This window comes from Amycolatopsis sp. NPDC059657, assembly GCF_042734395.1.
Lineage (GTDB): Bacteria > Actinomycetota > Actinomycetes > Mycobacteriales > Pseudonocardiaceae > Amycolatopsis.
Window position 1 is genome coordinate 70,521 of sequence record NZ_JBHWEB010000008.1, and the last position, 25,564, is coordinate 96,084.

General features: G+C 69.7%; 28 protein-coding genes. 15 read left to right on the forward strand and 13 right to left on the reverse strand.

Features of this window, described 5'->3' with window-relative positions:
• Positions 1-13 precede the first annotated feature (13 nt).
• Complete coding sequence (locus tag ACFV15_RS06825) at positions 14-808, forward strand: alpha/beta fold hydrolase (protein ID WP_378349188.1); 795 nt, start codon at positions 14-16, stop codon at positions 806-808.
• On the opposite strand, the gene ACFV15_RS06830 is transcribed toward ACFV15_RS06825, so the two are convergent.
• Together ACFV15_RS06830 and ACFV15_RS06835 are read right to left on the reverse strand one after the other, a co-directional pair.
• The gene (locus tag ACFV15_RS06830; RefSeq protein WP_378349189.1) at positions 795-2,048 is read right to left on the reverse strand and encodes an RNA polymerase sigma factor; all 1,254 of its coding nucleotides are present in this window, start codon (positions 2,046-2,048) and stop codon (positions 795-797) included. The genes ACFV15_RS06825 and ACFV15_RS06830 overlap by 14 nt on opposite strands.
• Before the next feature lie 59 nt (positions 2,049-2,107).
• Positions 2,108-2,539, reverse strand: coding sequence for a YciI family protein (locus ACFV15_RS06835; RefSeq protein WP_378349191.1), 432 nt, complete (start codon positions 2,537-2,539; stop codon positions 2,108-2,110).
• Positions 2,540-2,691: 152 nt separating this feature from the next.
• Between ACFV15_RS06835 and ACFV15_RS06840 the strand changes: the two genes are divergently transcribed.
• The 3 genes from ACFV15_RS06840 to ACFV15_RS06850 all read left to right on the forward strand — a co-directional run bounded on the left by ACFV15_RS06840 (position 2,692) and on the right by ACFV15_RS06850 (position 7,525).
• Positions 2,692-3,189: a GyrI-like domain-containing protein gene (locus ACFV15_RS06840; protein ID WP_378349193.1), complete on the forward strand. Its 498-nt coding sequence runs from the start codon at positions 2,692-2,694 to the stop codon at positions 3,187-3,189.
• A 148-nt stretch (positions 3,190-3,337) separates the two neighbouring features.
• Positions 3,338-4,168: an IS5 family transposase gene (locus ACFV15_RS06845; protein ID WP_378349194.1), complete on the forward strand. Its 831-nt coding sequence runs from the start codon at positions 3,338-3,340 to the stop codon at positions 4,166-4,168.
• A 99-nt stretch (positions 4,169-4,267) separates the two neighbouring features.
• Complete coding sequence (locus ACFV15_RS06850) at positions 4,268-7,525, forward strand: glucodextranase DOMON-like domain-containing protein (RefSeq protein ID WP_378349195.1); 3,258 nt, start codon at positions 4,268-4,270, stop codon at positions 7,523-7,525.
• Between the two features lie 42 nt (positions 7,526-7,567).
• Here the strand turns inward: ACFV15_RS06850 and ACFV15_RS06855 are convergent, their stop codons facing one another.
• From ACFV15_RS06855 to ACFV15_RS06870, 4 genes are read right to left on the reverse strand one after another with little or no spacing between them, the layout of a single operon-like run.
• Positions 7,568-8,569, reverse strand: coding sequence for a tetratricopeptide repeat protein (locus tag ACFV15_RS06855; RefSeq protein WP_378349196.1), 1,002 nt, complete (start codon positions 8,567-8,569; stop codon positions 7,568-7,570).
• A 39-nt stretch (positions 8,570-8,608) separates the two neighbouring features.
• Complete coding sequence (locus ACFV15_RS06860) at positions 8,609-9,367, reverse strand: SGNH/GDSL hydrolase family protein (protein ID WP_378349197.1); 759 nt, start codon at positions 9,365-9,367, stop codon at positions 8,609-8,611.
• Positions 9,368-9,398: 31 nt separating this feature from the next.
• Positions 9,399-10,484, reverse strand: coding sequence for an epoxide hydrolase family protein (locus ACFV15_RS06865; RefSeq protein WP_378349198.1), 1,086 nt, complete (start codon positions 10,482-10,484; stop codon positions 9,399-9,401).
• 38 nt (positions 10,485-10,522) lie between these two features.
• Entirely contained in the window at positions 10,523-11,014 is a 492-nt protein-coding gene (locus ACFV15_RS06870) for a GNAT family N-acetyltransferase (RefSeq protein ID WP_378349199.1), read from the reverse strand.
• A 50-nt stretch (positions 11,015-11,064) separates the two neighbouring features.
• Between ACFV15_RS06870 and ACFV15_RS06875 the strand changes: the two genes are divergently transcribed.
• Together ACFV15_RS06875 and ACFV15_RS06880 are read left to right on the forward strand one after the other, a co-directional pair.
• On the forward strand, positions 11,065-12,012 hold the full coding sequence (locus ACFV15_RS06875) for a helix-turn-helix transcriptional regulator (protein ID WP_378349200.1): 948 nt from the start codon (positions 11,065-11,067) through the stop codon (positions 12,010-12,012).
• Positions 12,009-12,443, forward strand: coding sequence for a GNAT family N-acetyltransferase (locus ACFV15_RS06880; RefSeq protein WP_378349201.1), 435 nt, complete (start codon positions 12,009-12,011; stop codon positions 12,441-12,443). Before ACFV15_RS06875 ends, ACFV15_RS06880 begins: the two co-directional genes overlap by 4 nt.
• On the opposite strand, the gene ACFV15_RS06885 is transcribed toward ACFV15_RS06880, so the two are convergent.
• Positions 12,440-12,760 (reverse strand): helix-turn-helix domain-containing protein, encoded by a 321-nt coding sequence (locus ACFV15_RS06885; protein ID WP_378349202.1) that lies wholly within the window; start codon positions 12,758-12,760, stop codon positions 12,440-12,442. The genes ACFV15_RS06880 and ACFV15_RS06885 overlap by 4 nt on opposite strands.
• Positions 12,761-12,895: 135 nt before the next feature.
• Here ACFV15_RS06885 and ACFV15_RS06890 point away from each other — a divergent pair, with 135 nt between their 5' ends.
• Positions 12,896-13,240, forward strand: coding sequence for a hypothetical protein (locus ACFV15_RS06890; protein WP_378349203.1), 345 nt, complete (start codon positions 12,896-12,898; stop codon positions 13,238-13,240).
• A gap of 248 nt (positions 13,241-13,488) precedes the next feature.
• Positions 13,489-14,394: a GNAT family N-acetyltransferase gene (locus ACFV15_RS06895; RefSeq protein ID WP_378349204.1), complete on the forward strand. Its 906-nt coding sequence runs from the start codon at positions 13,489-13,491 to the stop codon at positions 14,392-14,394.
• A 182-nt stretch (positions 14,395-14,576) separates the two neighbouring features.
• Here the strand turns inward: ACFV15_RS06895 and ACFV15_RS06900 are convergent, their stop codons facing one another.
• Genes ACFV15_RS06900 through ACFV15_RS06915 form a run of 4 tightly spaced genes read right to left on the reverse strand, consistent with a single transcriptional unit; the run spans position 14,577 to position 16,223 of the window.
• Complete coding sequence (locus ACFV15_RS06900; RefSeq protein ID WP_378349205.1) at positions 14,577-15,146, reverse strand: TetR/AcrR family transcriptional regulator; 570 nt, start codon at positions 15,144-15,146, stop codon at positions 14,577-14,579.
• A gap of 20 nt (positions 15,147-15,166) precedes the next feature.
• Entirely contained in the window at positions 15,167-15,589 is a 423-nt protein-coding gene (locus ACFV15_RS06905) for an SRPBCC domain-containing protein (protein WP_378349206.1), read from the reverse strand.
• Positions 15,586-15,903 carry an ArsR/SmtB family transcription factor gene (locus tag ACFV15_RS06910; RefSeq protein ID WP_378349207.1) on the reverse strand — a complete coding sequence of 106 codons (318 nt, stop codon included), beginning with the start codon at positions 15,901-15,903 and terminating at the stop codon, positions 15,586-15,588. Before ACFV15_RS06910 ends, ACFV15_RS06905 begins: the two co-directional genes overlap by 4 nt.
• 41 nt (positions 15,904-15,944) lie before the next feature.
• On the reverse strand, positions 15,945-16,223 hold the full coding sequence (locus tag ACFV15_RS06915) for a YggT family protein (protein WP_378349208.1): 279 nt from the start codon (positions 16,221-16,223) through the stop codon (positions 15,945-15,947).
• Between the two features lie 120 nt (positions 16,224-16,343).
• Between ACFV15_RS06915 and ACFV15_RS06920 the strand changes: the two genes are divergently transcribed.
• The 7 genes from ACFV15_RS06920 (at position 16,344) to ACFV15_RS06950 (ending at position 24,158) form a co-directional block, all read left to right on the forward strand.
• Positions 16,344-17,090, forward strand: coding sequence for an NAD-dependent deacetylase (locus ACFV15_RS06920; RefSeq protein WP_378349209.1), 747 nt, complete (start codon positions 16,344-16,346; stop codon positions 17,088-17,090).
• A gap of 10 nt (positions 17,091-17,100) precedes the next feature.
• Positions 17,101-18,321 (forward strand): hypothetical protein, encoded by a 1,221-nt coding sequence (locus ACFV15_RS06925; protein ID WP_378349210.1) that lies wholly within the window; start codon positions 17,101-17,103, stop codon positions 18,319-18,321.
• Positions 18,322-18,344: 23 nt separating this feature from the next.
• Complete coding sequence (locus tag ACFV15_RS06930; protein ID WP_378349211.1) at positions 18,345-18,902, forward strand: dihydrofolate reductase family protein; 558 nt, start codon at positions 18,345-18,347, stop codon at positions 18,900-18,902.
• Positions 18,903-18,940: 38 nt separating this feature from the next.
• Positions 18,941-19,567 (forward strand): alpha-ketoglutarate-dependent dioxygenase AlkB, encoded by a 627-nt coding sequence (locus tag ACFV15_RS06935; protein WP_378349213.1) that lies wholly within the window; start codon positions 18,941-18,943, stop codon positions 19,565-19,567.
• Between the two features lie 727 nt (positions 19,568-20,294).
• A complete protein-coding gene (locus tag ACFV15_RS06940) occupies positions 20,295-22,838 on the forward strand; it encodes an ABC transporter permease (protein ID WP_378349215.1) in 2,544 nt (847 codons plus the stop codon).
• Positions 22,831-23,499 carry an ABC transporter ATP-binding protein gene (locus ACFV15_RS06945; RefSeq protein WP_378349216.1) on the forward strand — a complete coding sequence of 223 codons (669 nt, stop codon included), beginning with the start codon at positions 22,831-22,833 and terminating at the stop codon, positions 23,497-23,499. The genes ACFV15_RS06940 and ACFV15_RS06945 overlap by 8 nt, the downstream gene beginning before the upstream one ends.
• A complete protein-coding gene (locus ACFV15_RS06950; RefSeq protein WP_378349217.1) occupies positions 23,496-24,158 on the forward strand; it encodes an ABC transporter ATP-binding protein in 663 nt (220 codons plus the stop codon). The genes ACFV15_RS06945 and ACFV15_RS06950 overlap by 4 nt, the downstream gene beginning before the upstream one ends.
• On the opposite strand, the gene ACFV15_RS06955 is transcribed toward ACFV15_RS06950, so the two are convergent.
• Together ACFV15_RS06955 and ACFV15_RS06960 are read right to left on the reverse strand one after the other, a co-directional pair.
• Positions 24,155-25,048 (reverse strand): hypothetical protein, encoded by an 894-nt coding sequence (locus ACFV15_RS06955; protein WP_378349218.1) that lies wholly within the window; start codon positions 25,046-25,048, stop codon positions 24,155-24,157. The genes ACFV15_RS06950 and ACFV15_RS06955 overlap by 4 nt on opposite strands.
• Positions 25,045-25,509 carry a hypothetical protein gene (locus ACFV15_RS06960; RefSeq protein WP_378349220.1) on the reverse strand — a complete coding sequence of 155 codons (465 nt, stop codon included), beginning with the start codon at positions 25,507-25,509 and terminating at the stop codon, positions 25,045-25,047. Before ACFV15_RS06960 ends, ACFV15_RS06955 begins: the two co-directional genes overlap by 4 nt.
• Between the last annotated feature and the right edge of the window lie 55 nt (positions 25,510-25,564).

A 25,564-nucleotide genomic window follows, 5' to 3' on the forward strand; every position in this document is an offset into this window, starting at 1 on the left:
CACAGGAGATCCGATGACTGAAACACTCAAGGTCCCCGGCGCCACGCTGCATTACGACGTCAGCGGCACGGGGCCGGTCCTGCTCTGCATCCCCGGCGGACCCGCCGACGCGGGCGCGTTCGACAGCGTCAAAGACCTGCTCGCCGCGCACTACACCGTGGTCACCTACGACCCGCGAGGCCTTTCGCGCAGCACGTTCGACGACGAGCCACAGGACACCGGCATCGGCGAGTTCGCCGAGGACGCGCACCTGCTGCTGGCCGCGCTGGGCGACGAGCCCGCGTATGTGTTCGGGAGCAGCGGTGGCGGGCTGGTCGGCCTCGAACTCGCCGCCCGGTATCCCGGGCAGGTGCGCAAGGTGTTCGCGCACGAGCCTCCCGCGACCTACCTGCTGCCCGAGCACGACCCGGCGTTCACGCAGGAGGTCTATGACACCTACCGAGCCGAAGGCGTGATGGCCGCGATGGGCAAGTTCGTCGCCAGCGCCGGGCTGGAGAACACCGCGCCACCGCCCGGCGAACCCAGTCCAGAAGCCCAGGCCGCGTTGGGGCGCAACATGGACTTCTTCCTCGGCCACATGTGGCTGCCGATCGGGCGCCACACCGTGGACACCGCCAAGCTCGCCGGGCAGCCACTGGTGATCGGGATCGGCGAGACGGCCAAGGGACAGCTCGCCTACCGGGCCGCCGTCGCGCTCGCCGAGCAGCTCGGCGTCGAGCCGGTCGTGTTCGCCGGCGACCACGCCGGGTTCGGCGGCCACTCCGGCGAGTTCACCGAGCAACTGCACGCGGTGCTCACCAATCCATGACGCCCTGAGCGCAGGACGCGGCGCGCGCGGTGAGCAGCGCGCGCTCGCGTTCGTTCTTCGTCATCGCGGCGGCCCGGTCGAACTCGGACCGGGCGTCGGCGAACCGGCCGAGCTTCGCCAGCAGGTCGCCGCGCACGCTCGGCAGCAGGTGGTAGTTCTTCAGCGACGGGTCGTCGACGAGCTGGTCGGCGAGTTCGAGGCCGACCGCGGGGCCGTACGCCATCGCCAGCGCGACCGCGCGGTTGAGCTCGACGACCGGCGACGGCACCGCTTCGGCGAGCTTGTCGTAGAGCGCGGCGATGCGTTCCCAGTCAGTGTCCTTGGCGCGGCGGGCCTGCGCGTGGCACGCGGCGATCGAGGCTTGCAGCACGTACGGGCCTTCGCCGCCCAGCGCGACGGCACGTTCGAGTGCCTGGAGACCACGGCCGATGAGCAAGTAGTCCCAGCGGGCGCGGTCCTGGTCGAGCAGCAGCACCGGCTCGCCGTCGGCGCCGGTGCGGGCGCGGGCCCGTGACGCCTGGATCTCCAGCAGTGCGATCAGGCCGTGCACCTCGGGTTCCTTCGGCGCCAGGCCGGCGAGGATCCGGCCGAGGCGCAGCGCGTCCTCGCAGAGCGCGGGCCGCATCCAGTCGTCACCCGCGGTCGCGGAGTAACCCTCGTTGAACACCAGGTAGACGACTTCGAGCACCGACGAGAGCCGGGGCGCGAGCTCGGCGCCCTCGGGTACTTCGAACGGCACGCCCGCGTCGGCGAGCGTCTTCTTCGCGCGGACGATGCGCTGCGCCACGGTCGACTCCGACGCGAGGAACGCGCGGGCGATCTCCGGCGTGCTCAGCCCGCACAGCAGCTTCAACGTGAGCGCGACCCGTGCTTCCTTCGACAGCACCGGGTGACACGAGACGAAGACCAGTCGCAGCAGGTCATCGCTGATCGTCGCGGTGAGCTCGGGTTCCGGTTCGTCCTCGAGCTCGTTGGCGAGCAGCGCGTACTTGCGGCGCAGGTTCTCGTTGCGGCGGATCTGGTCGATCGCGCGCCGCTTCGCGATGGTCATGAGCCAGGCGCCCGGATTACGCGGGACGCCCGACTCAGGCCATTGCTCGAGTGCCGCGACCAGCGCGTCCTGCGCGAGTTCCTCGGCAAGGCCCACATCGCGGACCAGGCGGGCGAGACCGGCGATGAGCCTGGCCGATTCGATGCGCCACACCGCGTCGATCGCGCGGTGGGTATCGGTTGCCGTCACGGCGAGCCATCAGATCACCGATCAGGCCGCGACGGCAACCGGTCTTTCCACCGGCTCGCTCAGGAACCGACCGGCTTCTCGTGCTCCGCGCGCCACTGGGCCTCCTTCTCGACGACCTCCTGCGGCACCGCGCCCTCCGGCAGGTCGTCGACGCTGAACACCCGGCGGACCTCCAGTTCGAAGCCTTCACCGAACGGCGCGCGCTGCGCCCACTCGATGGCCTCCTCGCGCGACTTGACCTGCAGCAGCCAGAACCCGGCGAGCAGCTCCTTGGTCTCGGTGAACGGGCCGTCGGTCACGGTGGTCTTGCCGTTGCCGTCGTAGCGGACCTTGAGGCCGTGCGAGCTGGGTGCCAGGCCTTCGGCGGCGAGCATGACGCCCGCGTTGATGAGCTCCTCGTTGTACTTGTTCATCGCCTCGAACACCTCGGGGCCCGGCATGGTGCCTGCCTCGGTGTTCTCGTCGCCCTTGACCAGGAACATGTAACGCATGGCTTCTCCTCGACGTACGGAGCGGGTCTTCCCGCCTGCTCTCTGCCTACGCGTCGAACAGCCCCCAGAGCTTTCGACACACCGCCCGAAGATTTCTCCGGGCCAGTATTCGACGTTGACCCTGACACAGTGCGAGGTCGTAGAACAGCGGTATGGAGGAACTGAACATGCGGATCGAAGACCGGCCTGAGCAGCACTACGTGGCGATCAAGCGGACGATCTCGATGACCGACTTCCCCGAGATCGCGGACAAGCTTCCCGTGGTGATCGGCTGGCTGGCCGGGCGCGGGATCGCACCGGCGTCGGCGCCGTTCTTCAAGTACAACTCGCTGGAAATGCCGGATCGGCTCGAGGTAGAGGCCGGCGTCCCGGTCGCCTCGGCGGTCGAGGGTGAGGGCGAGATCTTCGCGGGCGTGCTGCCGTCCGGGCGCTACGTGGTCCACACCCATCACGGTCACCCGGACAAGCTGGCCGACGCCACGGGCAAGCTTCTCGCGCAGGCCGCCGAGCAGGACCTGCGCTGGGATCTCACCGAGCGCGACGGCGTCGAGGTCTGGGCGGCCCGCCTCGAGGTCTACAAGACCCACCCCGCCGAGCAGCCCGACTGGAACAAGTGGGAGACCGACCTCGTCTTCAAGCTCGCCGGCTAAAGGGGTCGTGACGGTTCTAAGAGCCTGTCTGTGATCCCGGTCGTGGGTATGGGTCGGGCCTCTGCTAGTGATCTTGACACCACATCGCGATCATTCCCAGCAGAGGCCCGGTCTCCCTTTGTACTCGATCATCGATCGGCCCACGTCAGTGGGCCGCCGTAGGCGTCGTTACCCCTCGGACACCACGGACGCGGAGTGGGCGCTGCTGGCGCCGTTGCTGCCGCGCCCGGCGTGTGAGACCGCGGCGGGTGGCCGCCCGGAGAAACATCACCGCCGCGCGATCGTCGACGCGTTGCGATATGTCACCGACAACGGCATCAAATGGCGTGCCCTGCCGACAGACTTCCCGCCCTGGCAGACCGTGCACGGATTCTTCACCCGCTGGTCCAGAACCGGGGTGTTCGAGAAGATCCGCGACCGGCTACGCGAGAAGATCCGGCTGCGCGCGAAAAGGAACCCGGCGCCGTCCGCGGCGGTGATCGACTCCCAATCGGTCAAGGCCGCCGAGACCGTCGGACGGCCCAGCCGGGGTTACGACGGCGGGAAGAAGATCGACGGCCGCAAACGCCACATCGCCACCGACACCCAAGGCCTACTGCTGGTCGTGCTGGTCACCGCCGCGAACCTGCAAGACCGCGCCGCCGCCCGGCTGCTGCTACCCGCCCTGCACGCCGTCCAACGCGGTGTGAGCTGGATCTGGGCCGACGGCGGCTACACCAGCGCCGACCTCGTCGACTGGGCGCAGAAAACCCTGCGGATCACCCTCGACATCGTCAAGAAAATCGTCGGACAGAAAACCTTCGTCATCCTGCCCCGACGCTGGGTCGTCGAACGCACCTTCTCCTGGATCACCCAAGCCAGACGCAACGTCCGAGACTACGAACGCCTCACCGACCACTCCGCGGCATTCATCAACCTCTCCATGATCACTATGATGACCAGGCGCCTGACCCGCGAAAAGCGGGCCAAGACCACCTAGACAGGTTCAAAGACTGGCTCTAACCGTCGGGAACACTCACGACCCCTTGCGCCCATTCGGCCGTTGTCCCCTGCCTGCCGCCATGGTCGGATGCTCGCCATGAATCGGTCCAGAGTCGTACCGGCCGCCCTGCTCATCCTGCTGGCGTCCGTCACGCCGCCCGCCTACGCCGACCCGCCGTCCGGGCCTGGCGCGACCTCGCACTTCGGGCTCGCCCGCAAGGACTGCCTCGGCACCGCACGCACCACCGCCAGCAAGGTCTGGTTCACCGTCGCCGGCGGCGTGCTGTCCGACGTCTACGCGCCCGCGATCGACAACACCAACGTCGAGTCGCTGCAGTTCATCGTCACCGACGGGCGCACCTTCACCGACCTGCAGAGCCGCGACACCACCTACACCGTGCGCACCACCGCGGGCGGCATGGCCTGCGAGATCACCAGCACCGCCCGCGACGGGCGCTACCGGCTGGTCACCGAATACCTGACCGACCCCGCGCGGGACAGCGTCGTCCTGCGCACCCGGCTCGACCCGCTGCGCGGCGCCGGTGACCTCAAGCTCTACGTCCGCTACGACGCCAGCATCAACGGCAACGGCGGTGGCGGGCAGGCCAACGGCGGCGCGGACGACGCGTCCGTCGACGCCGAGACCACCGCGCTGGTCAGCAGTGACCCGGTCACCGAAAGCAGCGCGCCCGAGCGTGACTACGGCGTCCCGCTGGCGGGCGCGCTCAGTGCCGACCGTCGCTTCCTGGCCACCAGCAGCGGTTTCGCCGGGACCCCGTCCGATGGGCTCGCCCAGCTCGACACCGCGCGCAAACTCACCGACACCACGCCGTCGGTGTCGCACGGCAACGTCGTGCAGACCGCGCAGCTCGACGTCGAACCACACCGCCCGGTGACGCTGTCGCTCGGTTTCGGGCGTACCGCGGCCGCCGCGGTGGCGGTCGCTGGCGACAGTGTCCGCACCCCGTTCCACGAGCTGCAGCGCCGCTACGCCGACGGCTGGCGTGCCTACGACGCCAGGCTCAAGCCGGTGCACGGCAGCGACCGCGAGGCCTACTACCACGCGGTCAACGTCCTGAAAGCCAGTGAGGACAAGACTTTCCCCGGCGCGGTCGTCGCGTCGCTGGGCAGCCCGTGGGGTCAGGCGGTCAGCGCGGGCGACGCGCCGGGCGGCAAGCCGGTGTACTTCGGGTCCTACCGCGAGATCTTCGCGCGTGACCTCTACGAAAGCTTCTCAGGGCTGCTCGCCGCCGGTGATCTCGACACCGCGCGCGCCACGGTGAACTGGCTGTTCAGCAAGCAGCAGCAGCCGGACGGCCGGTTCCCGCGCAACTCGATGCTCAACGGCAAGAAAGCCCCGGACTCCGGCGGTGACCAGCTCGACGAGAGCGCCTACCCGATCCTGATGGCGCTGCAGGCCGGGCTCGACCGCGACAAGTCGTTGTACGACAAGCACATCCGCGGCGCGGCGGACTTCGTCGTCGCGCACGGGCCGTCGTTCGGCTCGGAGCGATGGGAGGAGCAGGGCGGGTACTCGCCATCGACCATCGCGGCCGAGATCGCCGGGCTCGTCGCGGCGGGCACGATCGCCGACCGCAACGGCGATCCCGCCCGCGCCCGCGTCTACCGGGCCACGGCCGACCACTTCCAGCGGTCCATCAAGGGCTGGACCGTCACCTCGACCGGCCCGTACGCCGACGGCCGCTATTTCCTCAGGCTGACCAAGAACGGCGACCCGAACTCGGCCGTCGAGTACAACCTCGGCAACGGCTCGGTCAACGCCGACCAGCGCGCGATCATCGACGCCGGGTTCCTCGAACTGACCAGGCTCGGCGTGCTGCCCGCCGACGACCCCGACGTCCAGCGCTCGCTCGCCGTCGTCGACCAGGTGATCAAACGCGACACCCCCGCCGGGCCCGGCTGGTACCGCTACGGCACCGCGACGCCGGGCAGCGAAGACGGTTACGGCGACTGCTATGAGCCGGACCCGACGGCCTGCGCGCCGAGCGGAAAGCCTTGGCCCAGCGGCAATGTCGGCTCCGGGCACCTCTGGCCGGTGCTCGCGGGCGAGCGTGGAGAGCAGCAGCTGCAGACCGGAGACCGGCGCGGCGCCGCGAGCCTGCTCAAGGCGATGCGCGACCAGACGAGCGGCACCGGGCTGGTGCCCGAGCAGATCTGGGAGAACCCGGCGGTGCCCGCGTCGCCGTTCGGCACCGATCCGGCGACCGCGTCGATCGGCTTCAAGCCGGGCGAGTCCGTCGGCTCGGCCTCGCCGCTGAGCTGGGCCCAGTCGCAGTACGCCCGGCTCGCCCGCGGGCTCGACGAAGGTCGCCCGGTCGAGCAGCCCGCAGAGGTCCGCGCCCGCTACACCCGTGCGCCCGGCACGCTCGCGGTCACTGTCACGGCGCCCGCGAACGTCTCGACGCCGACGACCACGGTCACCGGGTCCGCGCCGGCGGGCAGCGCGGTCGAGGTCGCGGCGACCGCGACCGACGCGGGCGGTGCGACCACCGTCGTGAGCACCCAGGCGGACGCGGCGGGTGCGTTCAGCGCCGTCGTGCCGACACCGCTCGGCGCGACCGTCGTGACCGCGACGGCGTCCAAGGGCCGCGACACCGGGTACGCGCAGCGGGTGGTGACCTCGGACTTCGTCACCGGCACCGTGCTGCTCGACGTCACCGATCCCGACCACGACGACAACGGGCCAGGCACCTTCACCTACCCGACCGCGGGTGACTTCCACGATGGCGCGTTCGACATCCAGCGGTTCCAGGTGATCGACTCCGGTGCGACGCTGGTGCTGCGCACCCAGCTGCGTGACCTGAGCCCGACCTTCGGCTCCTCGTTCGGCGCGCAGCTGCTCACGGTGTACGCGCGGGACCCGGCCGCGGCGCGCACGTCGACGGCCGCGCCGTTCGCGAGCCGCCGGTACGGCATCGCCGCGCAGGACGCGTGGAGTTCGATGATCGAGGTGCAGGGCTTCGCCGACCCGGTCTTCACCGACGCGTCCGGTGCCCGGCCCGGCACCGCGTCCGTGCAGGCCAGTCAGGGTTCGCGCTACATCTCGATCAGCGTCCCGAAAGCGGCGTTCGGCACCCCCGGCCCCGGCTGGAAGTTCGCGGTGGTGCTGACCGGCCAGGAGGGCAACAGCCCCGACCAGGCACGCGGCTTCACGCCGACGGCAGGCGCCTACTCGTTCGGCCTGTGCGCGGCGGGCGGTGCCGTACCGATCTGCGCGATCGATCCGTCCACCGCCCCGAAGGCGATGGACATCCTCACCCCGCCGGGAACCACCCAGGCCGAGATCCTCGACCCGACCCGAGGCCCGGTCGCGATCCGCGCACTCACGATCTAGAAGGTCGTGAGTGGTATGACCGGTTCTAACCGGCCATACCACTCACGACCCCAGCTTTCGCCTGATCAGAGCCGCGGTCCGTCGTTCATCTGGGGTGCCGTCTCGGTCGGCCTCCTCGCACGCGTCCAGCAGCTCAAGCCTGACCTGAACGGTGTCCGGGTGCTCCGCCCCGAGCGCGGCTTCCGAGAACTCAAGTGTCTCCTCCAACAGCTCGAGCGCGATCACCGTTCCGGAGGCTCGGAGCGCGTCCGCCAGCGCGCAAGCCGTGCGCAGCGCCATCGGATGATCAGGCCCCACCGTGGACACCAGCTCGGCCAGCGCCTCCTCGAGCGCCTCCGCCTCCTCCTTCGCCAAGCCGATCTTGCCCAGCTGCATCCGCGCGTTGAGCACGTCCTCGCTCGCGCGGCGGGTATCCGGATGGCCAGGTCCGAGCACCCGCTTGAGATGCGCCTGCGTCTGCCGCAGCAACGCTAGCGCCGCCACCGGGCGGCCGACCGCGAGATAGGCCTCGCCCACCCGCTGGCGCAGCCACAGCGTGGCGACGTCATCGGCGGGCAGCACCAGCTCGTGCGCGGCGAGCACTTCCTCGTAGACGGGCAGCGCGAGATCGGGACGGTCCGCGCTCCAATACCGCTCGGCCTTCCGAAAGTGCCCGCGGCGCAGTTCGGGGTGCTCGTCCAGCCGGGACGGCGGCGGCTCCGGCCAGGTCTCCTGCGCCTCCGCGACCGCCGCTTCCGCCTGCGCCACGAGCGCGGCGGTCTTCTTGTCGAAGCCGTACGGGTTGCGCCCGTCCGGCACCTCGCGCCCGACGTAGCGGGAACCGCCCACCCAGATGATCCGGTAGCTGCGCATCGGCCAGATCGGAATCCAGAGCAGGCAGAAGTACAGCCGTTTCACGACCGAGCCACACCTCGGGCAGCGATCGGCCGCACCGTAGAGGCACGTGCCGATCCCGTTCACGGTCTGCGTGTCCGGCGCGCGCGACGCGATCGTCCCGTCGGTGCACGGCCCGCAGAACGGATAGACACCCTGCCTGTCTGTCACCCGCGCAGCGTAGGAGCCCGGCTCCGGGAGCGGTCCCGGCTACTCGACCGGCGCGAGCGCGGGCCGCTTCGCGGTGACCGTGTCGCCGGAGGACTCCCCACGCAGCCGCCGCTGGACCCACGGAAGCGCGTACGCCTTCGCCCAAGCGACGTTCTCCCGGCGCCGCGTACGCGGGTCGACGGTCTCGCGCGGCCCGAGGTCGGCCGGCTTGAGCGAGTGCGGCGCGCCGAGCGCGTCGAGTACCGCGACGGCGACCTCGGTGTGGCCGAGATCGTTGAGGTGCAGCCGGTCGGCCGACCACAGCCGCCGGTCACGCAGGGGCCGCATCGCCCACATGTCCACCAGCGTCGCGCCATGACGCGCGGCCATCAGCCGGACATGCTCGTTGTAGATCGCGACCCGGCCCCGCATCTTGCGGAACAACGCGTCCTCGACCCCGTCGACGCCGGTGAACAGCACCACCTTCGCGCCGGACTCGACCAGCCGCGCGACACCCTTGTCGTAGTCCTCGAGCAGCCCGTCGATGTCGACCTTCGGCCGCATCAGGTCATTGCCACCCGCGTAGAAGGTGACCAGGTCGGGACGCAGATCGAGAGCGGGCTCCAACTGCTCGGCGAGGATCTGGCCCGCCAGCTTCCCGCGGACCGCGAGGTTCGCGTAGAGGAAGCCCGGCGTGTGCACCGCGAGTTCCTCCGCCACGCGATCGGCCCAGCCGCGCACCCCGTTCGGGTAGCGGGGGTCCTCGTCTCCGACGCCCTCGGTGAAGGAGTCGCCGATACATACTAAGCGTCCGCTCATGCCTCTACTTTAGATCGTCACTCCGGCGGCGCTACGCGGGCCTGAAGAACGCGACGATGTCGTCCACCAGCAGGTCAGGCACCTCCATCGCCGCGAAGTGGCCCCCGGCACCGGCTTCGGTCCAGCGGGCGATCTTGTTGTCGCGTTCGGCGAGGCGGCGCAGCGAAGGGTCGTTGGGGAAGACCAGGTTCGCGCTCGGCACCAGCGACTGCGAAGGCGCCCAGCCCGCCAGGCCCTCGTAGTACATCCAGCTCGACGTCGCTGCCGTGCCGGTGAGCCAGTACAGCGTGACGTTGGTGAGCAGCTGGTCGCGGTCGACGGCGTCCTCGGGCCGGTCGGCGGCCGCGTCGGTCCAGTGCTTGAACTTCTCGACGATCCACGCGAGCTGTGCGACCGGTGAGTCGGTGAGCCCGTACGAGAAGGTCTGCGGGAGCTTGCCGAGGATCTCCGTGTGCAGGAACGCGCCGCTCTCCATCAGCTCGCCCATCCCGGCGAACCCCGCCTGCTCGGCCTCGGTCAGCTCGCTGAAGTCCGACGGGAAGCCGAGGCCGCCGGTGAGGTGCACGCCGGTCACGCGCTCCGGGCAGAGCCGCGCGAGCGTCGGCGAGATGAGTGCGCCCGCGTCGTTGCCGTGTGCGCCGAAACGGTCGTAGCCGAGTTCGGTCATGAGGTCCGCCCACATCCGGGCGACGCGTTCGAGCGACCAGCCGGTCTCGCGGGGCGCCTCGGAGAAACCGAAGCCTGGCAAGGACGGCGCGACGAGGTGGAAGTGCTCGCCGAGCGGGCCGAGTATCCGGGTGAACTCGGCGATCGAACCCGGCCAGCTGTGGGTGAGCAGCAGGGCGGGTGCGTCGGGGTCCGCGCAGCGCGAGTGGATGAAGTGGACGGTGTAGCCGTCGATTTCCGTTGTGTATTGGGGAAACTCGTTGAGCTTGCGTTCGTGCGAGCGCCAGTCGTAGCCGGTCCGCCAGTACTCGGCGAGCTCGCGGAGGTAGTCGACGGGCACGCCACGGCTCCAGCCGTCACCGGGGATCTGGCGTGGCCACCGGGTCGCGGCGAGGCGCTGGTTGAGATCGTCGAGGTCGGCCTGCGGGAATGCGATGCGGAAAGGGTTCATGTGGATGAAGTTAGAGGCCTAGTAGGACAGGTCATGTCCTAGTTGCGGTCGAGGCACAGCACGAGATTCGTCCGCTTCGGTCCCTCGATGAGATCGACCTGGCGGTAGCCCCAGCTCGCGTAGACGGCCCTGGCGACCTCCGCGGCCGGGCGGGCCCACAGCACGACCTGGCGTTCGGGGCGGCCGTCGAGCAAGGCGTCGTGCAGCTTGCGCGCGATGCCGTGACGGCGCCAGTCCCGGTGCACACCGAGTTCCGCGACGCCGTAGCCGCGTTCGCGCAGGCCGGACCACCACGACGTGCCCGGCTCGAGGACGTGGCCGATCGTGAAACCGGCCAGTTCGCCGGTCTCCGCGCGGGCGAGCACCAGCCGGAAGCCCGGTTCGGCTGTCAGCTCGGGCCACTCCGCGACGAACTCGTCGGTGTCGGCCTGGGTGTCGTGGTACGGGGCCTCCGCGAACACCGCGACATAGAGCGCGAGCAGTTCCTCGGACAACGACACCGTGCCGTCGTGCACCTCGATCTGGACCATTTCGCCAATATAGGACAGGAAACGTCCTAGACGCCTGGCATTATCCGGCCATGACCGACACTCCCGCCCGGCTGCTGAACCTGCTGTCGCTGCTGCAGACCCCGCGCGAGTGGCCGGGCAGCGAGCTCGCGGAGCGGCTCGAGGTGAGCACCAGGACCATCCGCCGCGACATCGACCGCCTGCGCGAACTCGGCTACCCGGTCGAGGCGTCCATGGGAGCCGAGGGCGGCTATCGGCTCGTCGCGGGCACCGCGATGCCGCCGTTGCTGCTCGACGACGAGGAAGCCGTCGCGATCGCGGTCGGCCTGCGGACCGCCGCCGGGCAGGCCATCGCCGGCATCGAGGAGGCTTCGGTCCGCGCGCTGGCGAAGCTCGAGCAGGTGCTGCCATCGAGGCTGCGGTACCGGGTCGGCGCGCTCGGCACGGCGACGATGGCGGTCGCCACCACGGGCGCCGCGGTCGACCCCTCGGTGCTGACGCTGCTCGCCGGCGCCATCGCCAACCGCGAGCGCGTCCGTTTCGGCTACCGCGACGCCAAACGGCACACCGAGCCGTATCGGCTGGTCGCGTCCGGACGGCGCTGGTACCTCGTCGCGTTCGACCTCGACCGCGACGACTGGCGCACCTTCCGCGCCGACCGGGTCATCGAGCCGTTCCCGACCGGCGCCCGCAGTACCACCCGCGACCTGCCCGCCGAGGACGCGGCGACGTTCGTCATCGACAAGATGTACTCGTCCGCGCCCACCTACGCGGCCGTCGCCACCGTCCACGCCCCGCGTGACGAGGTGGCCGCCCGCTTCGGTGACCTCCCCGTCGAGCTGGAGACCGTCGACGAGCGCACCTGCGTGCTGCGCAGCCACAGCGACACCATCGAATGGCTCGCGATCCGGCTCATCCTGCTCGGCTGCGCGTTCGAAGTCCACGAACCACGCGAGCTCGCCGAATATCTGCGTACGTTGGGTGCCAGAATGACCAGGGCGGCCGGAGGGACGACATGATCGAGATCGGCAGGCTGGTGGCCGCGGACCGGCCCGAGTGGGAGAAGCTTTTCGCCGGGTACAACGAGTTCTACGGCCGGGAGCTCACCACCGAGATGGCCGACCGCGCGTGGACGGAGTTCGAGGCCGACATCCGCATGCACGCGCTCGGCGCGAAACTCGGCGGCTCGCTGATCGGGATCGCGCACTTCCTGGTGCACCCCAGCACGACTTCGCCGGACTCCTGCTACCTGCAAGACCTGTTCACCGCGCCGGAAGCACGTGGCATGGGCGCGGCGCGCGCGTTGATCGAGGCGGTGACCGAGCGGGCCGGCGCACGCGGCTGCGGCCGGGTGTACTGGTCCACCAAGGAGTCCAACGCGACCGCGCGCCGCCTGTACGACCGGATCGCCGACAACCGGGGCTTCATCCTGTACGACATCGCGCTCTAGCGGGCGCTCATTCCCCGGTAAAGCAGCAACACCAGCGCCGCCGTCTCGCACTGGCACCCGTCGATCCCGGTGATCCGCGGCTCGGGCGGGGCGCCGCGCTGGGGGATCAGCGTGCGCAGTGCGCGGTCTTCCTCGGCGCTGAGGCCTAGTGCCGTGGCGAGCACGTTCACCGTGTGCGGGTACGGCCGGCGGCGCACACCCCGCTCGAGCGAGCTGATCGCGTTGCTGCTCAATCCCGCCTTCTCCGCCAGCTGCTCCTGGGTCAGCCGCGCGCGCTCCCGTAGCCGCCGCAGCTCCAGCCCGAACCGTTCCTCCACCCGATACCCCCTGGTCGAAATGCCGGCCCACAGTCCAACCCGGACAGCGCGAACTGTGTAGGTGCCTGTGGGTGTTCCTTGGGGCAGATCAACTGGATGCTTCCCGTGATACATCCACCATCGAAGGGGAGCGATATGGGCAAGATCGTCAAGCGGGCGCTGGCCGTCGCCGCGGTGGCAGCGGGGGTGAGTGTCGCCGGGCCGGTTTCACAGGCGTCGGCGACCCAGGACTTCGTGACGCCGCGCTACCAGATGACCTGCTCGACCGGCACCACCGGAAGCACGGGCGCCTACTGGGGCTACGCCACCTGCTACTCGCCGTACGTGTCGAAGTGGAAGGTGCGCGTGAGCTGCAGCTTCGGTCTCAACCCCGAGAGCGTGTTCATCTACACCGACTCCAGCGACGGCTGGAAGACCCTCTACCCGACCTCCAGCTGCTACTGGGGCGTCAACTACGTCGAGGTCGTCGAAGGCGTGTAGACCTCGTAGACCTTTTAGACCTCAGTGCCGCCGCCGGTTCCCTGTCCCCCAGCATGGGAGCCGGCGGCCCTTTTAATCCCTTGCGAGCCCCTCGCCGCACCGGCTACCGTGCCGCCACGCCCTCAACCGGACGCGAGAAGGAGGTGGACCCCGTGATCACGCCAACGCAGATCATGCGCTTCCCACTCGCCTCGAGGGTGACGAGGACCTGACCCGGGGAGCGCACCGCTTCCTTGGAAGGACCTCCCTTGACCGATCTGGTCATCCGTCACCTCGCCGCGGGCGAGGAAGGACTCTTCGCTTCACTGCCCGACCCCGGGCTCGTCGGCTTCGGCGCATACCCGGAAACCTCGCTGCAGGCCATGACCGACCGCGGCGAACTGCGCCCCGAATGGTCGTGGATCGCGCTGCGCGACGACAAGGTCGTCGCGCGGGCGGCCTGGTGGGCCTATCCCGAGTCGGCCGAACCGTTCGCCTTGGCGTGGTTCGACTTCACCGACTTCGACGCCGCCGTCGCCGTGCTGCGGGCCGCTCCCCAACGGGCCGAATACTCGATCAAGCTGCCCGCCGGCTGGCGTGACGACCCGGCGGTCGCCGAAGCCGCCAACAGCAGGATCGCCGCGGCCACGGCGGCCGGGTTCGAACTGCTCGTCGAGCGCTATCTCTATCGGTGGACGCCGGGCTGTGGCCTGCCCGCTCGGCCCGGCAGGCTGGAATTCCGGCAGGAGCCGGACGACGAGGTGTTCCTCGACGTCTTCCGGCGTATCGCGAACGGCAGCCTGGACGCCCATGTCCAGCGGACGATCGCGGAATCCGGGCTCGAAGCGGCCGCGCGGGAAGACCTGGACATCATGCTGGGCATGCCGTCACCGCGTGAGTGGTGGCGGCTGGCCTACACGCCCGCAGGCGAGCTCGCCGGGCTGTGCCTGCCCAGCCGCAACCACGTCAATCCCGTCATCGGATACATCGGCGTGGTGCCGGAACATCGCGGGCACGGGTACGCCTACGACCTGCTGGTGGAGGCCACGCATCTGCTGGTGGCCGAGGGCGCGGACCGGATCATCGCGGCGACCGACGTGCCGAACGCCGCGATGGCCGCGACGTTCACCAAAGCCGGGTATCCGGTCGAGGCGCATCGGATCGATCTGATCTGAAGTGTGTGAGCGCCGTCCGGGTTCGCCCGGCCGGCGCTCACGGTAACTTGATCACGTGCTGGCGAGCCGGGTTCGCCGCGGGCGAGTTCGACCGGAATCGGTTCTCGCTGATCAGGCACATGTCGCTGGGCAACAGCTGCCGAGTTCGTAGCGGGTGTCATCCCAGGCCGGGATGACACCCGCTACGTCCCGGGTTTGAGGCCGGAGAACATGATCGCGACCGTGCGAGCGCGCAGCTCACGGTCGTCGCCGATGTGCTCGGCCGCGCGGGCCGCGCCGATCACCACGGGCAGCAGTTCGGCGACGCCCATGTCCTCGCGGACAGCGCCCGCGTCCTGCGCTCGCTTGAGCACCACGGTGAGCGCGGCCTTGAGCCGGGCGCCGACGACCGAACCGGTCTTGGGCGCCTCGACACCGGCGGCGGCGAGCGCGTCGCTGTAGGCGTTCTTGGCCGCGGACATCTCGATCCAGCCGCTGAGGAACTCGTAGAACGTGGCGCCGGGATCGTCCGCCTCGGCCGCGGCTTCCGCCTCCTCGGCGAACCGGTGCAGCCGGTCGATGAGGACCGCCTCGAGCAGCGCCTCTTTGGTCGGGAAGTGCCGGAAGACCGTGCCGACTCCTACGCCTGCCGCCTTGGCGACTTCTTCGGTGGGCGCCGAGGTGCCTTTCGCGGCGAAGACGGCTTCGGCGGCTTCGAGCACCCGCGCGCGGTTGCGGCGGGCGTCCGCCCGCAGCGGCTTCTCCTCGGTCACAACCGTAGATCGTATGCCTGTCAGACGGCGAGCGCGTCCAGAACCTGCTCCAGCGCACGCGGTACGCCGCTGCGCCAGCCGCCGCCCATGATCTTGTACGCCATCGCCTCGCCGGGATCGTCGAGGTCGAATCCGGCGTGGGTCAGGAACAGCCGGGTGCCGTTGCCTTCGGGTTCGAGGCGCCAGGTGACCGTCCACACCGGACCCCAGCGGATGCTCAGTGTCTTTTCCGGATCGGCGACCAGGACCTCGCACCGCACCGGGCCGCCGGGATGGTTCGCCGCCGGAACGGGCTCGGTGAGCAGCTCGAATCGGTGCCCGACGACCGGCCGGATGTCGTTCGGCATCTTCACCCAGCGCTCGAACAGCTCCGGCTCGGTCAGCGCCCGCCACACCTTGGCCGGTGGGTGCGCCAGGAACTGGTCGACTTCGATGGTGCTCACAAATCCTCCTCGTCCAGCAGGTCACGCAGGTTGGCGAGCTTCTCGCGCCAGAACCGCTCGTACGGGGTGAGCCATTCGGTCAGCCCGTGCAGTGGTTCCGGCTCCAACGAGTAGAAGCGGTGCCTGCCCTCCTTGCGTTCGCGCACGAGACCGGCGTCCCGCAGCACTTTCAGGTGTTCTGACAGGCTCGGCCGTCGCATGTCGAAGTGCCCGGCCAGCTCCCCGACGGGTTTGGGCCCGTCGAGCAGCAGCCGGAGCACTTCGCGCCGTACTGGACTGGCCAGCGCGGTGAAGACCTCATCGCTCACGCTCACCACTATAGGTAGGAGATCTCCTACCTATCAAGGCTCGAACCTCAGAGACTGAACGCAACCCCCTGCAGGATCACCACGATCACGAACACCACGGTGAACGCCAGGTCCAGCGACATCGCGCCGGCCCGCACCGGCGGCAGCAGCCTGCGCACCGGCCGGATCACCGGCTCGGTGACGGTGTGCGTCAGGCCGCGCGCCCGGTACGTCCACGACGGCAGCCGCCCGGCCAGGCTCACACTCCAGTCCAGGATGAGCCGCGCGATCAGCACGATCTCGAACAAGGTCAGCAAGACCCCCAGCAGATAACCCAGTGCGCTCATGGTGATCCTTTCGCCCGGTGACGCCAGTTTGCCCGCGCTTCCTAGGACCCGGCTGAGAAACCGCCGGGCACGCCGCAAAACCGGTCGTCCAATGGATTTCGCGGCTCTACGTTCGGGTCCATGCACGAGAACCACTGGTCGGACGGCGTCACCCGGATCGCGGTGCTCACCGGCGCCGGCATCTCCACCGACTCCGGGATCCCCGACTACCGCGGCCCCGAGGGCGTCTGGACGAAGAACCCGGACGCGGCGAGCCTGTTCACCTACGCCAACTACATGGCCGACGCCGAGGTGCGCCGCCGGTTCTGGCGCACGTACGTGGATCACGCCGCGTGGCGCGCGGAGCCGAACGACGCCCACCACGCGCTCGCCGGACTCGACGCGGCCGGGCTCGCGGTGCGGGTACTGACCCAGAACATCGACGGGCTGCACCGGCGCACCACACTCGCCGGACGCAAGGTGCTCGAACTGCACGGCTCGATGCGCTCGACCGTCTGCACACGGTGCGGCGCGAAGACGGCGACCGAAAGCGTGCTGGCCAGGATCCCGGCCGAGCCGGATCCGCCGTGCCTGAACTGCGGCGGCGTCCTCAAGCTCGCGATCGTCCTGTTCGGACAGCCGCTCGACGCCGACGTGCTCAGCCAGGCGCGCACCATCGCGGCCGCGAGCCAGCTGTTCCTGGCCATCGGAAGCTCGCTGCAGGTCGAGCCCGCCGCGTCGCTGTGCTCGATCGCCGTGCGGGCAGGCGCGAAGCTGGTCATCATCAACCGTGACCCGACCCCTTACGACGACGAAGCCGTCGAAGTGATCCGGGAACCGATCGCCACCGCGGTACGTCACATCCGCAAGTTTGTGACAGATCGATGAGGAGTGTTACATGTCGAGTCGCTTCCTGGCCGCACTGGCCGCCGGGCTGATTCTGCTGACCACGGCTTGTTCGGGTGGCGACAAGATCCCCGGTGCGGCCGCGCCCACGGACGAGTCGGAGCCATCCGCGCCGGCCGCGCCGAAGTTCACCCCGTTCGACGAGTTCCCCGGCGGTGAGCTCAAGTTCTTCGATCACCCCGCGAAGCCCGCCACGCGGATCAAGCCCGTCGACTCGATGTGGGCGGCCGACCTGGCCGGGGTGCCCGCCGACCCCGGCTACCACTACCTCGCGGTCTACCTCGCCGTCACCGGCGAACTGGCTGACCGCGGCGTCGAAAATGTGCAGCTCAAGGACCTGGAGATCAAGTACCAGCCCGCGGGCGGCAAGTGCGGCAAAACCGAGCTGTTCAACAACGAGACCTCTTGCTTCAGCGAGTCCTGGCCCTACAGCGACCTCGCGAAGGTCGCCGACAACACCTGGCGCGAGCACAAGTGGGAGAAGTCGACCGTGATGGGCACCGACATCAAAACGGGCGAGACGGTGATCGGCGTCGCGGGCTTCAAGGTCGCGGACAACGTGGACACCACCACGTTCGAGCTGTGCGCGCCGAGCAAAGAGCAACGGACGACCAGGGCCAAGTTCCCGTGCGTGCCGATCAAGGCGACGCAGCCGCGGGCCGGTCAGCCGAGTGCCGCCCCGCAGTCCGGTGGAAGCACGTTCGCCGACTACCCCGGCGAGCACGTGGTGTTCACCAACATGAACGAGAAGCTGGGCGTGCGCGTGAAACCGGTCGACGCCACCTGGGCCGCCGAGCTCATGCGCAAGCCTGCCAGGCCCGGTTTCCACTTCCTCGGCGTGTACGTCGCCGTGACGCCCGACCTCGCCGACCGTGGCGTCGAGAGCGTCCGGCTCGACCGTCTCGCGGTCCGCTACCCGGCGTCCGCGGGCGGCTGCGACGCGGCGGCCGGGACGAGCGCGTGCTTCAGCAGTGGCAGGCCGGTGAGCCGGCTCGACCCCGTTGCCAAGGGTGAGTGGCGCGGCCACTCGTGGATGGAGCCGCCCATGGGCACGACGGTCAAGCCAGGCGAGACGCTGATCGGCTTGGCGGGCTTCGAAATCCCGGATTCGGTCACCGGTACCGACTTCAAGCTCTGCGCCCCGACGCCGGAAGCCCCCATCGCCCAGGGCGACTACCCCTGCGTGCCCATCACGGTCCCCGCGCGCGGCTAGATGTCATGCGTCAGGCTGACGTCATGCGGAAACTGACCTTTGCCATGAACGTCAGCCTGGACGGCTACATCGCCGCGCCCGGCGACGATCTCGGCTGGAGCGTGCCGAGCGACGAGCTGTTCCAGTGGTGGTCCGACCGGGTGGGGGCGACCGAGCTGGCGCTGTACGGGCGCAAACTGTGGGAGACGATGAGTTCCCACTGGCCGACGGCAGGGCGGCAGCCCGGTGCCACGCCGGCGGCGATCGAGTACTCCCGCCGCTGGCTGGACATGCCGAAGGTGGTGTTCTCCTCCACGATCAGCACGGTGGACTGGAACGCCCGCCTGGTCACCGGCGACGCGGTCACCGAGATCACCCGGCTCAAGGCCGAGGACGGCGGCCCCATCGACATCGGGGGCGCCACCCTCGCCGCGGCGGCGATGCGGGCCGGGCTGATCGACGAGTACGTGCTGGTCACCGCACCGGTACTGGTGGGCAGCGGCACGCCGTTCTTCACGGCACTGGACAACTGGGTGAACCTGACGCTGGCGGAGACCCGGACGTTTCCCGACGGCGTGCTCCTGACCAGGTACTCGCGCTAGTTCTTCACTAGAACACATGTTCGAGTATGCTGGGTGGCATGTCAGCGGCACTGCAGGGTTCGCTCTTCGACGACACCGGGGAAATGAGCCTCGGCTCGTTGCAGAACGTTCGGCGCACGATCCTCGGCCGGGGCGCCTGGATCGACGTGCTCCCGGCCTGGCTCGCGGGCGCGAGCACGCTGTTCGACCTGCTCGCCGAGCACGTGCCATGGCGAGCCGAACGGCGCCAGATGTACGACCGGGTCGTGGCCGTGCCCCGGCTGCTCAGCTCCTACCGTGAAGGCGACCCGCTCCCCCAGCCGATCCTCGCCGAGGCTCGCGACGCGTTGAGCGCGCACTACGCGCGGGAGCTCGGCGAGCCGTTCCGCACCGCCGGGCTTTGCCTGTACCGCGACGGCGCCGACAGCGTCGCCTGGCACGGCGACACGATCGGCCGCGGCGCCGCCGAGGACACCATGGTCGCGATCTTGTCGGTCGGCGCGCCGCGGGTGCTCGCGTTGCGGCCGAAGGGCGGCGGCGAGGTCATCCGGCGCGCGCTCGGCCATGGGGACCTCATCGTCATGGGCGGCTCGTGCCAGCGGACCTGGGACCACGCGATCCCCAAGACCGGCAAAGCCGTCGGCCCGCGCATCAGCATCCAGTTCCGGCCGCGCGGCGTCAGCTAAGCCACGAGCTCGTGAGTGTTTTCGCCGGTTAGAACCGGCCGTACCACTCACGACCCCCACGCCCAAGCCGAATCCACGATCACGCCACTTTTGCGTTTCCCCTCAGTAGAACCCAATGCTGGGTAGTCGAGGCTTGGCCTGCGTCGGTGGCCCGACCGCAAGCATCTAACATCCACAAAGGACTCAAGCGGCTGAATTTCGCCCCGCTATGTCGCATTTGCCCGCTTTTTGGGGTGGACGGAATGAACGGGGCGTATGTGTCGCTCAGCGTTGCGAACGCCCCGTTCGCAACGTTCGCAACGTTCAACCACCCCCGCGGCACCCGCCGAGCAGCGGGCTTGACCAACCTGCCCGACCCTTGACTACCCGACATTGGGTTAGAGCCGGCCGGACCACTCGCGACCCCATGGCACGGCCGGGCTGCACCGTTCGGGTGACAATCGTTTTGGCCCGAACCATCTCGGCCGCGGGTCCGTGTCCTGAAGCGAGGGCGGTTCCAGGGAGACCCCCTCCGAGGTCTACGCGAAGTCGGGCAGGCTTTCCCCAGGGCCGGCAGCCGCCGCGAAGACCGTCGCCGGTCCGCCCCCACTCGGGCCGGCAGCAGCGGACCCGTCCGGGGGCACCCCCAGATCCCGGGCGGGTCCGCGTTTCCAACTTTGCTACACAACAAGCAACGAATTCGCCAATTCGATCGTGGCCACGGCGGCGAACCGCTACGTTCGCGCTCATGCAGCTGCCTTGGCGCGGGGCTGGAAAAGCCGCGTTTTCCAGCCCGTTGACCATGATCGTCGCGGCGGTGACCGCGCTCATCGCGTGCTTCCTGGCCACCGCGGCGGTGCTGCACGCCTCGGCGGCGGGCGGCGCGACCGCCCAGCACCAGTCCGGCGTCGTCTGCCCCGACGAGTACGGGCCGATGTTCACCGCGCACCTCGCCAAGCCTTCTGCCATCCCCGCGGTGAACGAGGCGATCGCGAAACGCGCCGCGCAGCACGGTTTCGGCACGCCGGTGACCGGCATGTACACCCCGGTCATGCGGTCGGAATACGGTGGATCCGCCTACCGCACCCGCCTCGCCTACCGCGATGGCGGGCTGGACCAGCTCAAGCAGGTCAGCGGGGATCGCGCACCCGGCCTCTGGATGGGCGAGACGCTCAGCGGCGCCACCCGCACCGGGCTCGGCGCCACCGGCACGTTCCTCGGCAACCCGATGCCACCGGTCAGCGGCACCTATCAAGACCTCACCAGGCCCGAGCCGCGCTGGTGGTGCTCCCAGCAGCCGTGGGCGGTGGAGAACCGGGTCGACGACAAGGTGGTGACCGGCGCCGTCCTGTTCGCCACCGACCGCGCCACCTTCGACGACGCCATGCGCCGGCTCGACATCGCCGTGCTCGACCAGGTCAGCATCACCTTCTACGAGCCGGCGCCGCGGTCGCTGGCCGCCGCCGAAGATCTCACCGAGCGCGCCCGCGCGATGGTCGCCGATGTCCGCGCGGATCTCGGCGACGTCGTCTACGGCTCGCTCCCGTTCGAACGGTCGCTCAGCATCGCGCGGCAGACCGAGCACAACGTGCTGGTGTCGATCCTGCCGCTGGCCGCGATCAGCGTGCTGGTCGGCTGCGCGGGCATCGCCACCGTCGCGCTCCAGTGGTACCAGCGCCGCCACACCAGGCTGCGGCTGCTCGCGTCGCGCGGCAGCGCGCCGGTCTCGCTCGGCGGGCTCGCCGCGGTCGAACTCGGCCCGGCGATCGTGCTCGGCGGCGTCGCGGGCGGACTGCTCGCCAGGGGCCTGCTCAAGGTGTACGGACCAGGCGGCGATGTCGGCGGCGAAGCCATCACGCTCGGCTTCGCGCTCAGCGCGGCCGTGCTGGTGGTGTCGCTCGTGCTGCTGGTCGGCGTGATCGCGGTCCGCGCGCACCGCGAGTTCGAACTGGCACGCGTGCACGGCAGCGGCCGCTTCACCCGCGTGCTCCGGCTGTTCCCCTGGGAGCTCACCACCGCCGCGATGGCCGTCATCAGCTGGAACCGCATGGTCGGCTACGGCGACGCCGGCAAACTCGGCGACCCGCTGCCCGCGATCGACCCGCTCGCGCTGACCTATCCGGTCTTCGTGGTGCTCACCGCCGGTCTGGTCGCGGCGCGGCTCGTCTGGCTGCTGCTGCACGCCTCGCACCGCGCGCGCTTCTGGTCGCGCCCGGCGCTGCAGCTGGCGATCCGGCGGCTGGCCAGCGCTCGCGCGCCGGTCACCGGGGTGCTGGTGATCAGCACACTCGCCATCGGCATGCTCGCCGCGGGCACCAGTATCGCCACGGGGCAACAGGAAGCCTTGCAGACCAAGGCAGGCTTCTTCGTCGGCGGCAATGTTCGTGTCGACACTGAAAGCGCTCTCGGGCTCGGGACCAAGGCGTTGCCGGAAGCGCTGCGCGACACCAGCACCGTCGTCGGGCGGATCAGCGACGCCAGCGGGGTCGTGCTGGTCATCGACCCCGCGACGTTCGCCAAGTCCGCCGAATTCGGCGCCCTGCCGCGCGACGAGGTCGACGCGCTGATCGCGCGACTCGACGGCGCCCCGAACGCACCGGTACCGGCGATCCGCGTCGGCCCGCCGAGTTCCCTGCCTCCGCTGCCGAACTCGACGGTCGTCGGTCACCTGCCCGGCTTCCCGATTCTGGGCACGCAGGTCAGCTATGTCATCTCGCGCAACGTCCTGTCGAAGTCGAAGCTCGCCGACATCGGACGGTGGAGCATCGTTTCGACCGTGTCGCAGGACAGCGCGCTCGCGGCGCTGGACGCGGCGGGCATCGGCAGGCTCGACGCGGTCAGCAAGTCCGGCGCGCTCAACGCGTTGCCGTTCTACGTGGTCGAGTGGACGGTCGAGTTCCTGACGCTGCTCGGCGCCGTGCTCGGGGTGGTGGCCGTACTGGCGCTGCTCGTCGCCGTCGAGACGCGGCGGCGGCAGAACGCGCTCGCCGGCGCGCTCGTGCTGCGCATGGGCATGCGGCTGCGCGCGCTGCTGGGCAGTCACCTGATCGAACTCGGCGCGCTGATGACGCTCGCCGCGGCGACCGGCGTCGCGTGCGGGGTCACCGTCGCCGGGCTTTCCTTGCCACGCTTGGATCCCGCGACGTTCCTGTCGCCGCGTTCCCAGCTGCCCGACCCGACCGGCTTCGTCGCGAGCGTGCTGGTGATCAGCGCGCTCGTGGTGGCGCTGGCGGGATGGCTCGCGGTCCGCTCGGTGCGGACCGCCCGTACCGCGGAGCTGATCCGTGCCTGAGATCTTCAAGCTGCGCGGCGTCGGCGTCGACTACCGCACCCCGGCCGGGGTGGTCACCGGCATCGACGACGTCACTCTCGACATCCCGGCGAACGGCATCACCGTGCTGGCCGGGCCGTCCGGCTCCGGCAAGTCGACGCTGCTGCGCGTGCTCGGCCTCTTCGAGCCACCGGCGCGCGGCGAGGTCAGGTTCCAGGGCGCCGACCTCGGCGCGATGCGGCACCGCGCGCGCCGGGCGTTGCGGCGCAAGCATCTGGGCCTGGTGCTGCAGAACCCGGCGGACAACCTGCTCGGCTACCTCAGCGTCGCCGACAACCTGCGCGCGGCGGCCGACTCGGCCAAGGTCACCTGCCGTCCCGACGACATTCTCGGGCAGCTCGGCCTCGACGGCACCGGCGGCTGGGACATCACCGCGCTCTCCGGCGGCCAGCAGCAACGGCTCGCGTTCGGCTGCGCGCTCGCCCGCCAGGCCACGGTCATCCTCGCCGACGAGCCGACCTCCCAGCTCGACGAGGCGTCGGCCGACCTCGTACTCGACACCCTGCGCTACCTCGTCGCGCAGGACTTCGCGGTGCTCGTCACCTCGCACGACGAGCGGCTGATCAGCCTCGGCGCGCGGGTCGCGAGGCTGCGCGACGGCAAACTGGAGAGCGTCGCATGAAACCTCCCGCACTCGAGGCGCTCGGCCTCAGACGGAAGTTCACCCACCCCAGCGGCGACGTGGAAGTGTTGCGCGGCTTGGAACTCCGGGTCGCCGCCGGTGAGCTGGTCACAGTCTCGGGCCGTTCCGGGTCCGGCAAGAGCGCGCTGCTGGCACTGCTCTCCGGCTTCGACTCGCCCGACGACGGCAGCATCCTGCTCGACGGCGTCCCGATCGCGGGCGCGCCCCCGTGGCACACCTGCGCGGTACTGCCGCAGGCACTGGGCCTGGCAACCGAGCTGACGGCCGCCGAGAACGTCGCGCTGCCGTTGCGTCTGCGTTCGGACATCCCGCGGTTGAGCCGGTCCGCGATCCAGTCCAGGGTGACCGAGCTGCTGGACGAACTCGGCATCGGCGAACTGGCCGACCGGTATCCACTGGAAGTGTCCTTCGGCCAGCAGCAACGGGTCGCGCTGGCGCGTGCCGTCTCCGGCAAGCCGAAGGTGCTGCTCACCGACGAGCCGACCGCGCACCTCGACGCGGCCAGCACCCCGGCGGTGCTCAGGCTGCTGCGGCGCTGTGCCGAAGAGGGCGCCGCCGTCATCGTCGCCACGCACGACGACCTGGTGCACAAGATCGCCGACCGCAGGGTGCGGCTGCTCGACGGCGTGCTGACCTAGCAGGAACCGGCGCTCGTGGTCACGAACTCGAGCCGGATCGAATCGGTACGCGGCAGCACGATCGCCGGTCCTGATTCCGCCGTCCAGCGCGCCGGGAGCAGGACAAGCTGCCCACCCGACTGGAGCAGGAGCTTGAGGCCGTCGTAGCGGTAGCGGTACGCGGCGTCGGGCTGCTTGCAGACGACCTCGTGGACGCCACGTGTCGACAGGTTGAGGCTCTTGGCGCTGTAGACGAGCGCGTCCGGCGCCGTCGGCAGCCGGACCGTCTCCTCCCACCAGCCCTGATAGCGGCCCAGCGCAACCGAGTACTCGCCGACCGCCCAGAACAAGCCGATCGTGATCAGCAGGATGGCGATCGCGCCTTCCACCACGTTCGTACCCGCGATCACCCGATGCCAGGCGAAGATCAGCAGCAGCACCCCGACCGCGAACGCGAGCCCCGGCAGCCCGGGGATTCCCAGCGAGCGGTGCGACGGGTCCAGTGCGACGAAACCGGCCGCGCCGAGCAGCGCGAGCCCGGCGAGCGCGGCCAGCGGGGTGCTCACGCGCAAGACCTTCGACCAGGCATCGGCCGTGAGCCGCTTCCGCACGTAGCGGATCACGCACAGCACGATGAGGAGCGCGCCCGTGACGACGGAGAGCGGCATGAACAGGCCGTCCACGCCGCGGGCGAGTATTTCCGGTGTGGTCTGGTTCAGCAGTGTGTAGTGCACCCGGAAATAGCCGAAATACTGTTGTGTGTAAACAAATCCGAAGTAGAACACCAGCGCGGTCAGCAAGGTCGTGTTGGCTACGAACGACCCGACGAGCTTGACCGCGCGGGATAGGCCGGGGTCCTCGTCGCTGCCCTCCGGTGGCGCGACCGGCCGCCTCAGCCGCGTCGACCTCATGACGTTTTCGTCGCCGGGCTGGAGGACTTGCTCGTGGTCGTGGTGGGGGTCTTCTTCGCCGAGGGATTCTTGCCGCACGGGCTCAGCACGATAAGCTGGAACGTCCCGCCGGAAACCCGCGGCCCGACCCATTCGCCGCCCTGGACCGCGCATTGGACGGGCGGTTGACCTTCCGGCGGATCGAACGGGTACGGATCGGACACGTATTTGCGGGTCAGTTTGATCGTGCATTTCGCCGGGGCGCACAAGGTGAGTTCGGAGACCTGGCGGGTGATGTAGGCCTCCGCGCGCGAGACCTCCATGTACTGGATTTCGCTGGGCTGATAGTCGATCGGGATACCGAGCACCTTCGGCACCTTGCCGGTGGTTTTCGGCGCGGGGGAATTCCCTGGCCGAGTCGTCGTGACCTCGGTCGGCTCGGTTCCCCCATCGGACTGCTCCGCGGAGGAGTCGACGGACAATTCTGTCGGCCGTCCCTCTGGCTGCGACCCTCCCAGCGACGCAGGACTTTGACAA

Excerpts from the sequence above, each read along its gene's own strand:
- ACFV15_RS06825 (WP_378349188.1), top strand. The coding sequence starts at position 14 with ATGACTGAAACACTCAAGGTCCCCGGCGCCACGCTGCATTACGACGTC.
- ACFV15_RS06835 (WP_378349191.1), bottom strand. The coding sequence starts at position 2,539 with ATGCGTTACATGTTCCTGGTCAAGGGCGACGAGAACACCGAGGCAGGC.
- ACFV15_RS06840 (WP_378349193.1), top strand. The coding sequence starts at position 2,692 with ATGGAGGAACTGAACATGCGGATCGAAGACCGGCCTGAGCAGCACTAC.
- ACFV15_RS06850 (WP_378349195.1), top strand. The coding sequence starts at position 4,268 with ATGAATCGGTCCAGAGTCGTACCGGCCGCCCTGCTCATCCTGCTGGCG.
- ACFV15_RS06860 (WP_378349197.1), bottom strand. The coding sequence starts at position 9,367 with ATGAGCGGACGCTTAGTATGTATCGGCGACTCCTTCACCGAGGGCGTC.
- ACFV15_RS06865 (WP_378349198.1), bottom strand. The coding sequence starts at position 10,484 with ATGAACCCTTTCCGCATCGCATTCCCGCAGGCCGACCTCGACGATCTC.
- ACFV15_RS06870 (WP_378349199.1), bottom strand. The coding sequence starts at position 11,014 with ATGGTCCAGATCGAGGTGCACGACGGCACGGTGTCGTTGTCCGAGGAA.
- ACFV15_RS06875 (WP_378349200.1), top strand. The coding sequence starts at position 11,065 with ATGACCGACACTCCCGCCCGGCTGCTGAACCTGCTGTCGCTGCTGCAG.
- ACFV15_RS06880 (WP_378349201.1), top strand. The coding sequence starts at position 12,009 with ATGATCGAGATCGGCAGGCTGGTGGCCGCGGACCGGCCCGAGTGGGAG.
- ACFV15_RS06890 (WP_378349203.1), top strand. The coding sequence starts at position 12,896 with ATGGGCAAGATCGTCAAGCGGGCGCTGGCCGTCGCCGCGGTGGCAGCG.
- ACFV15_RS06915 (WP_378349208.1), bottom strand. The coding sequence starts at position 16,223 with ATGAGCGCACTGGGTTATCTGCTGGGGGTCTTGCTGACCTTGTTCGAG.
- ACFV15_RS06920 (WP_378349209.1), top strand. The coding sequence starts at position 16,344 with ATGCACGAGAACCACTGGTCGGACGGCGTCACCCGGATCGCGGTGCTC.
- ACFV15_RS06925 (WP_378349210.1), top strand. The coding sequence starts at position 17,101 with ATGTCGAGTCGCTTCCTGGCCGCACTGGCCGCCGGGCTGATTCTGCTG.
- ACFV15_RS06930 (WP_378349211.1), top strand. The coding sequence starts at position 18,345 with ATGCGGAAACTGACCTTTGCCATGAACGTCAGCCTGGACGGCTACATC.
- ACFV15_RS06935 (WP_378349213.1), top strand. The coding sequence starts at position 18,941 with ATGTCAGCGGCACTGCAGGGTTCGCTCTTCGACGACACCGGGGAAATG.
- ACFV15_RS06940 (WP_378349215.1), top strand. The coding sequence starts at position 20,295 with ATGCAGCTGCCTTGGCGCGGGGCTGGAAAAGCCGCGTTTTCCAGCCCG.
- ACFV15_RS06950 (WP_378349217.1), top strand. The coding sequence starts at position 23,496 with ATGAAACCTCCCGCACTCGAGGCGCTCGGCCTCAGACGGAAGTTCACC.
- ACFV15_RS06955 (WP_378349218.1), bottom strand. The coding sequence starts at position 25,048 with ATGAGGTCGACGCGGCTGAGGCGGCCGGTCGCGCCACCGGAGGGCAGC.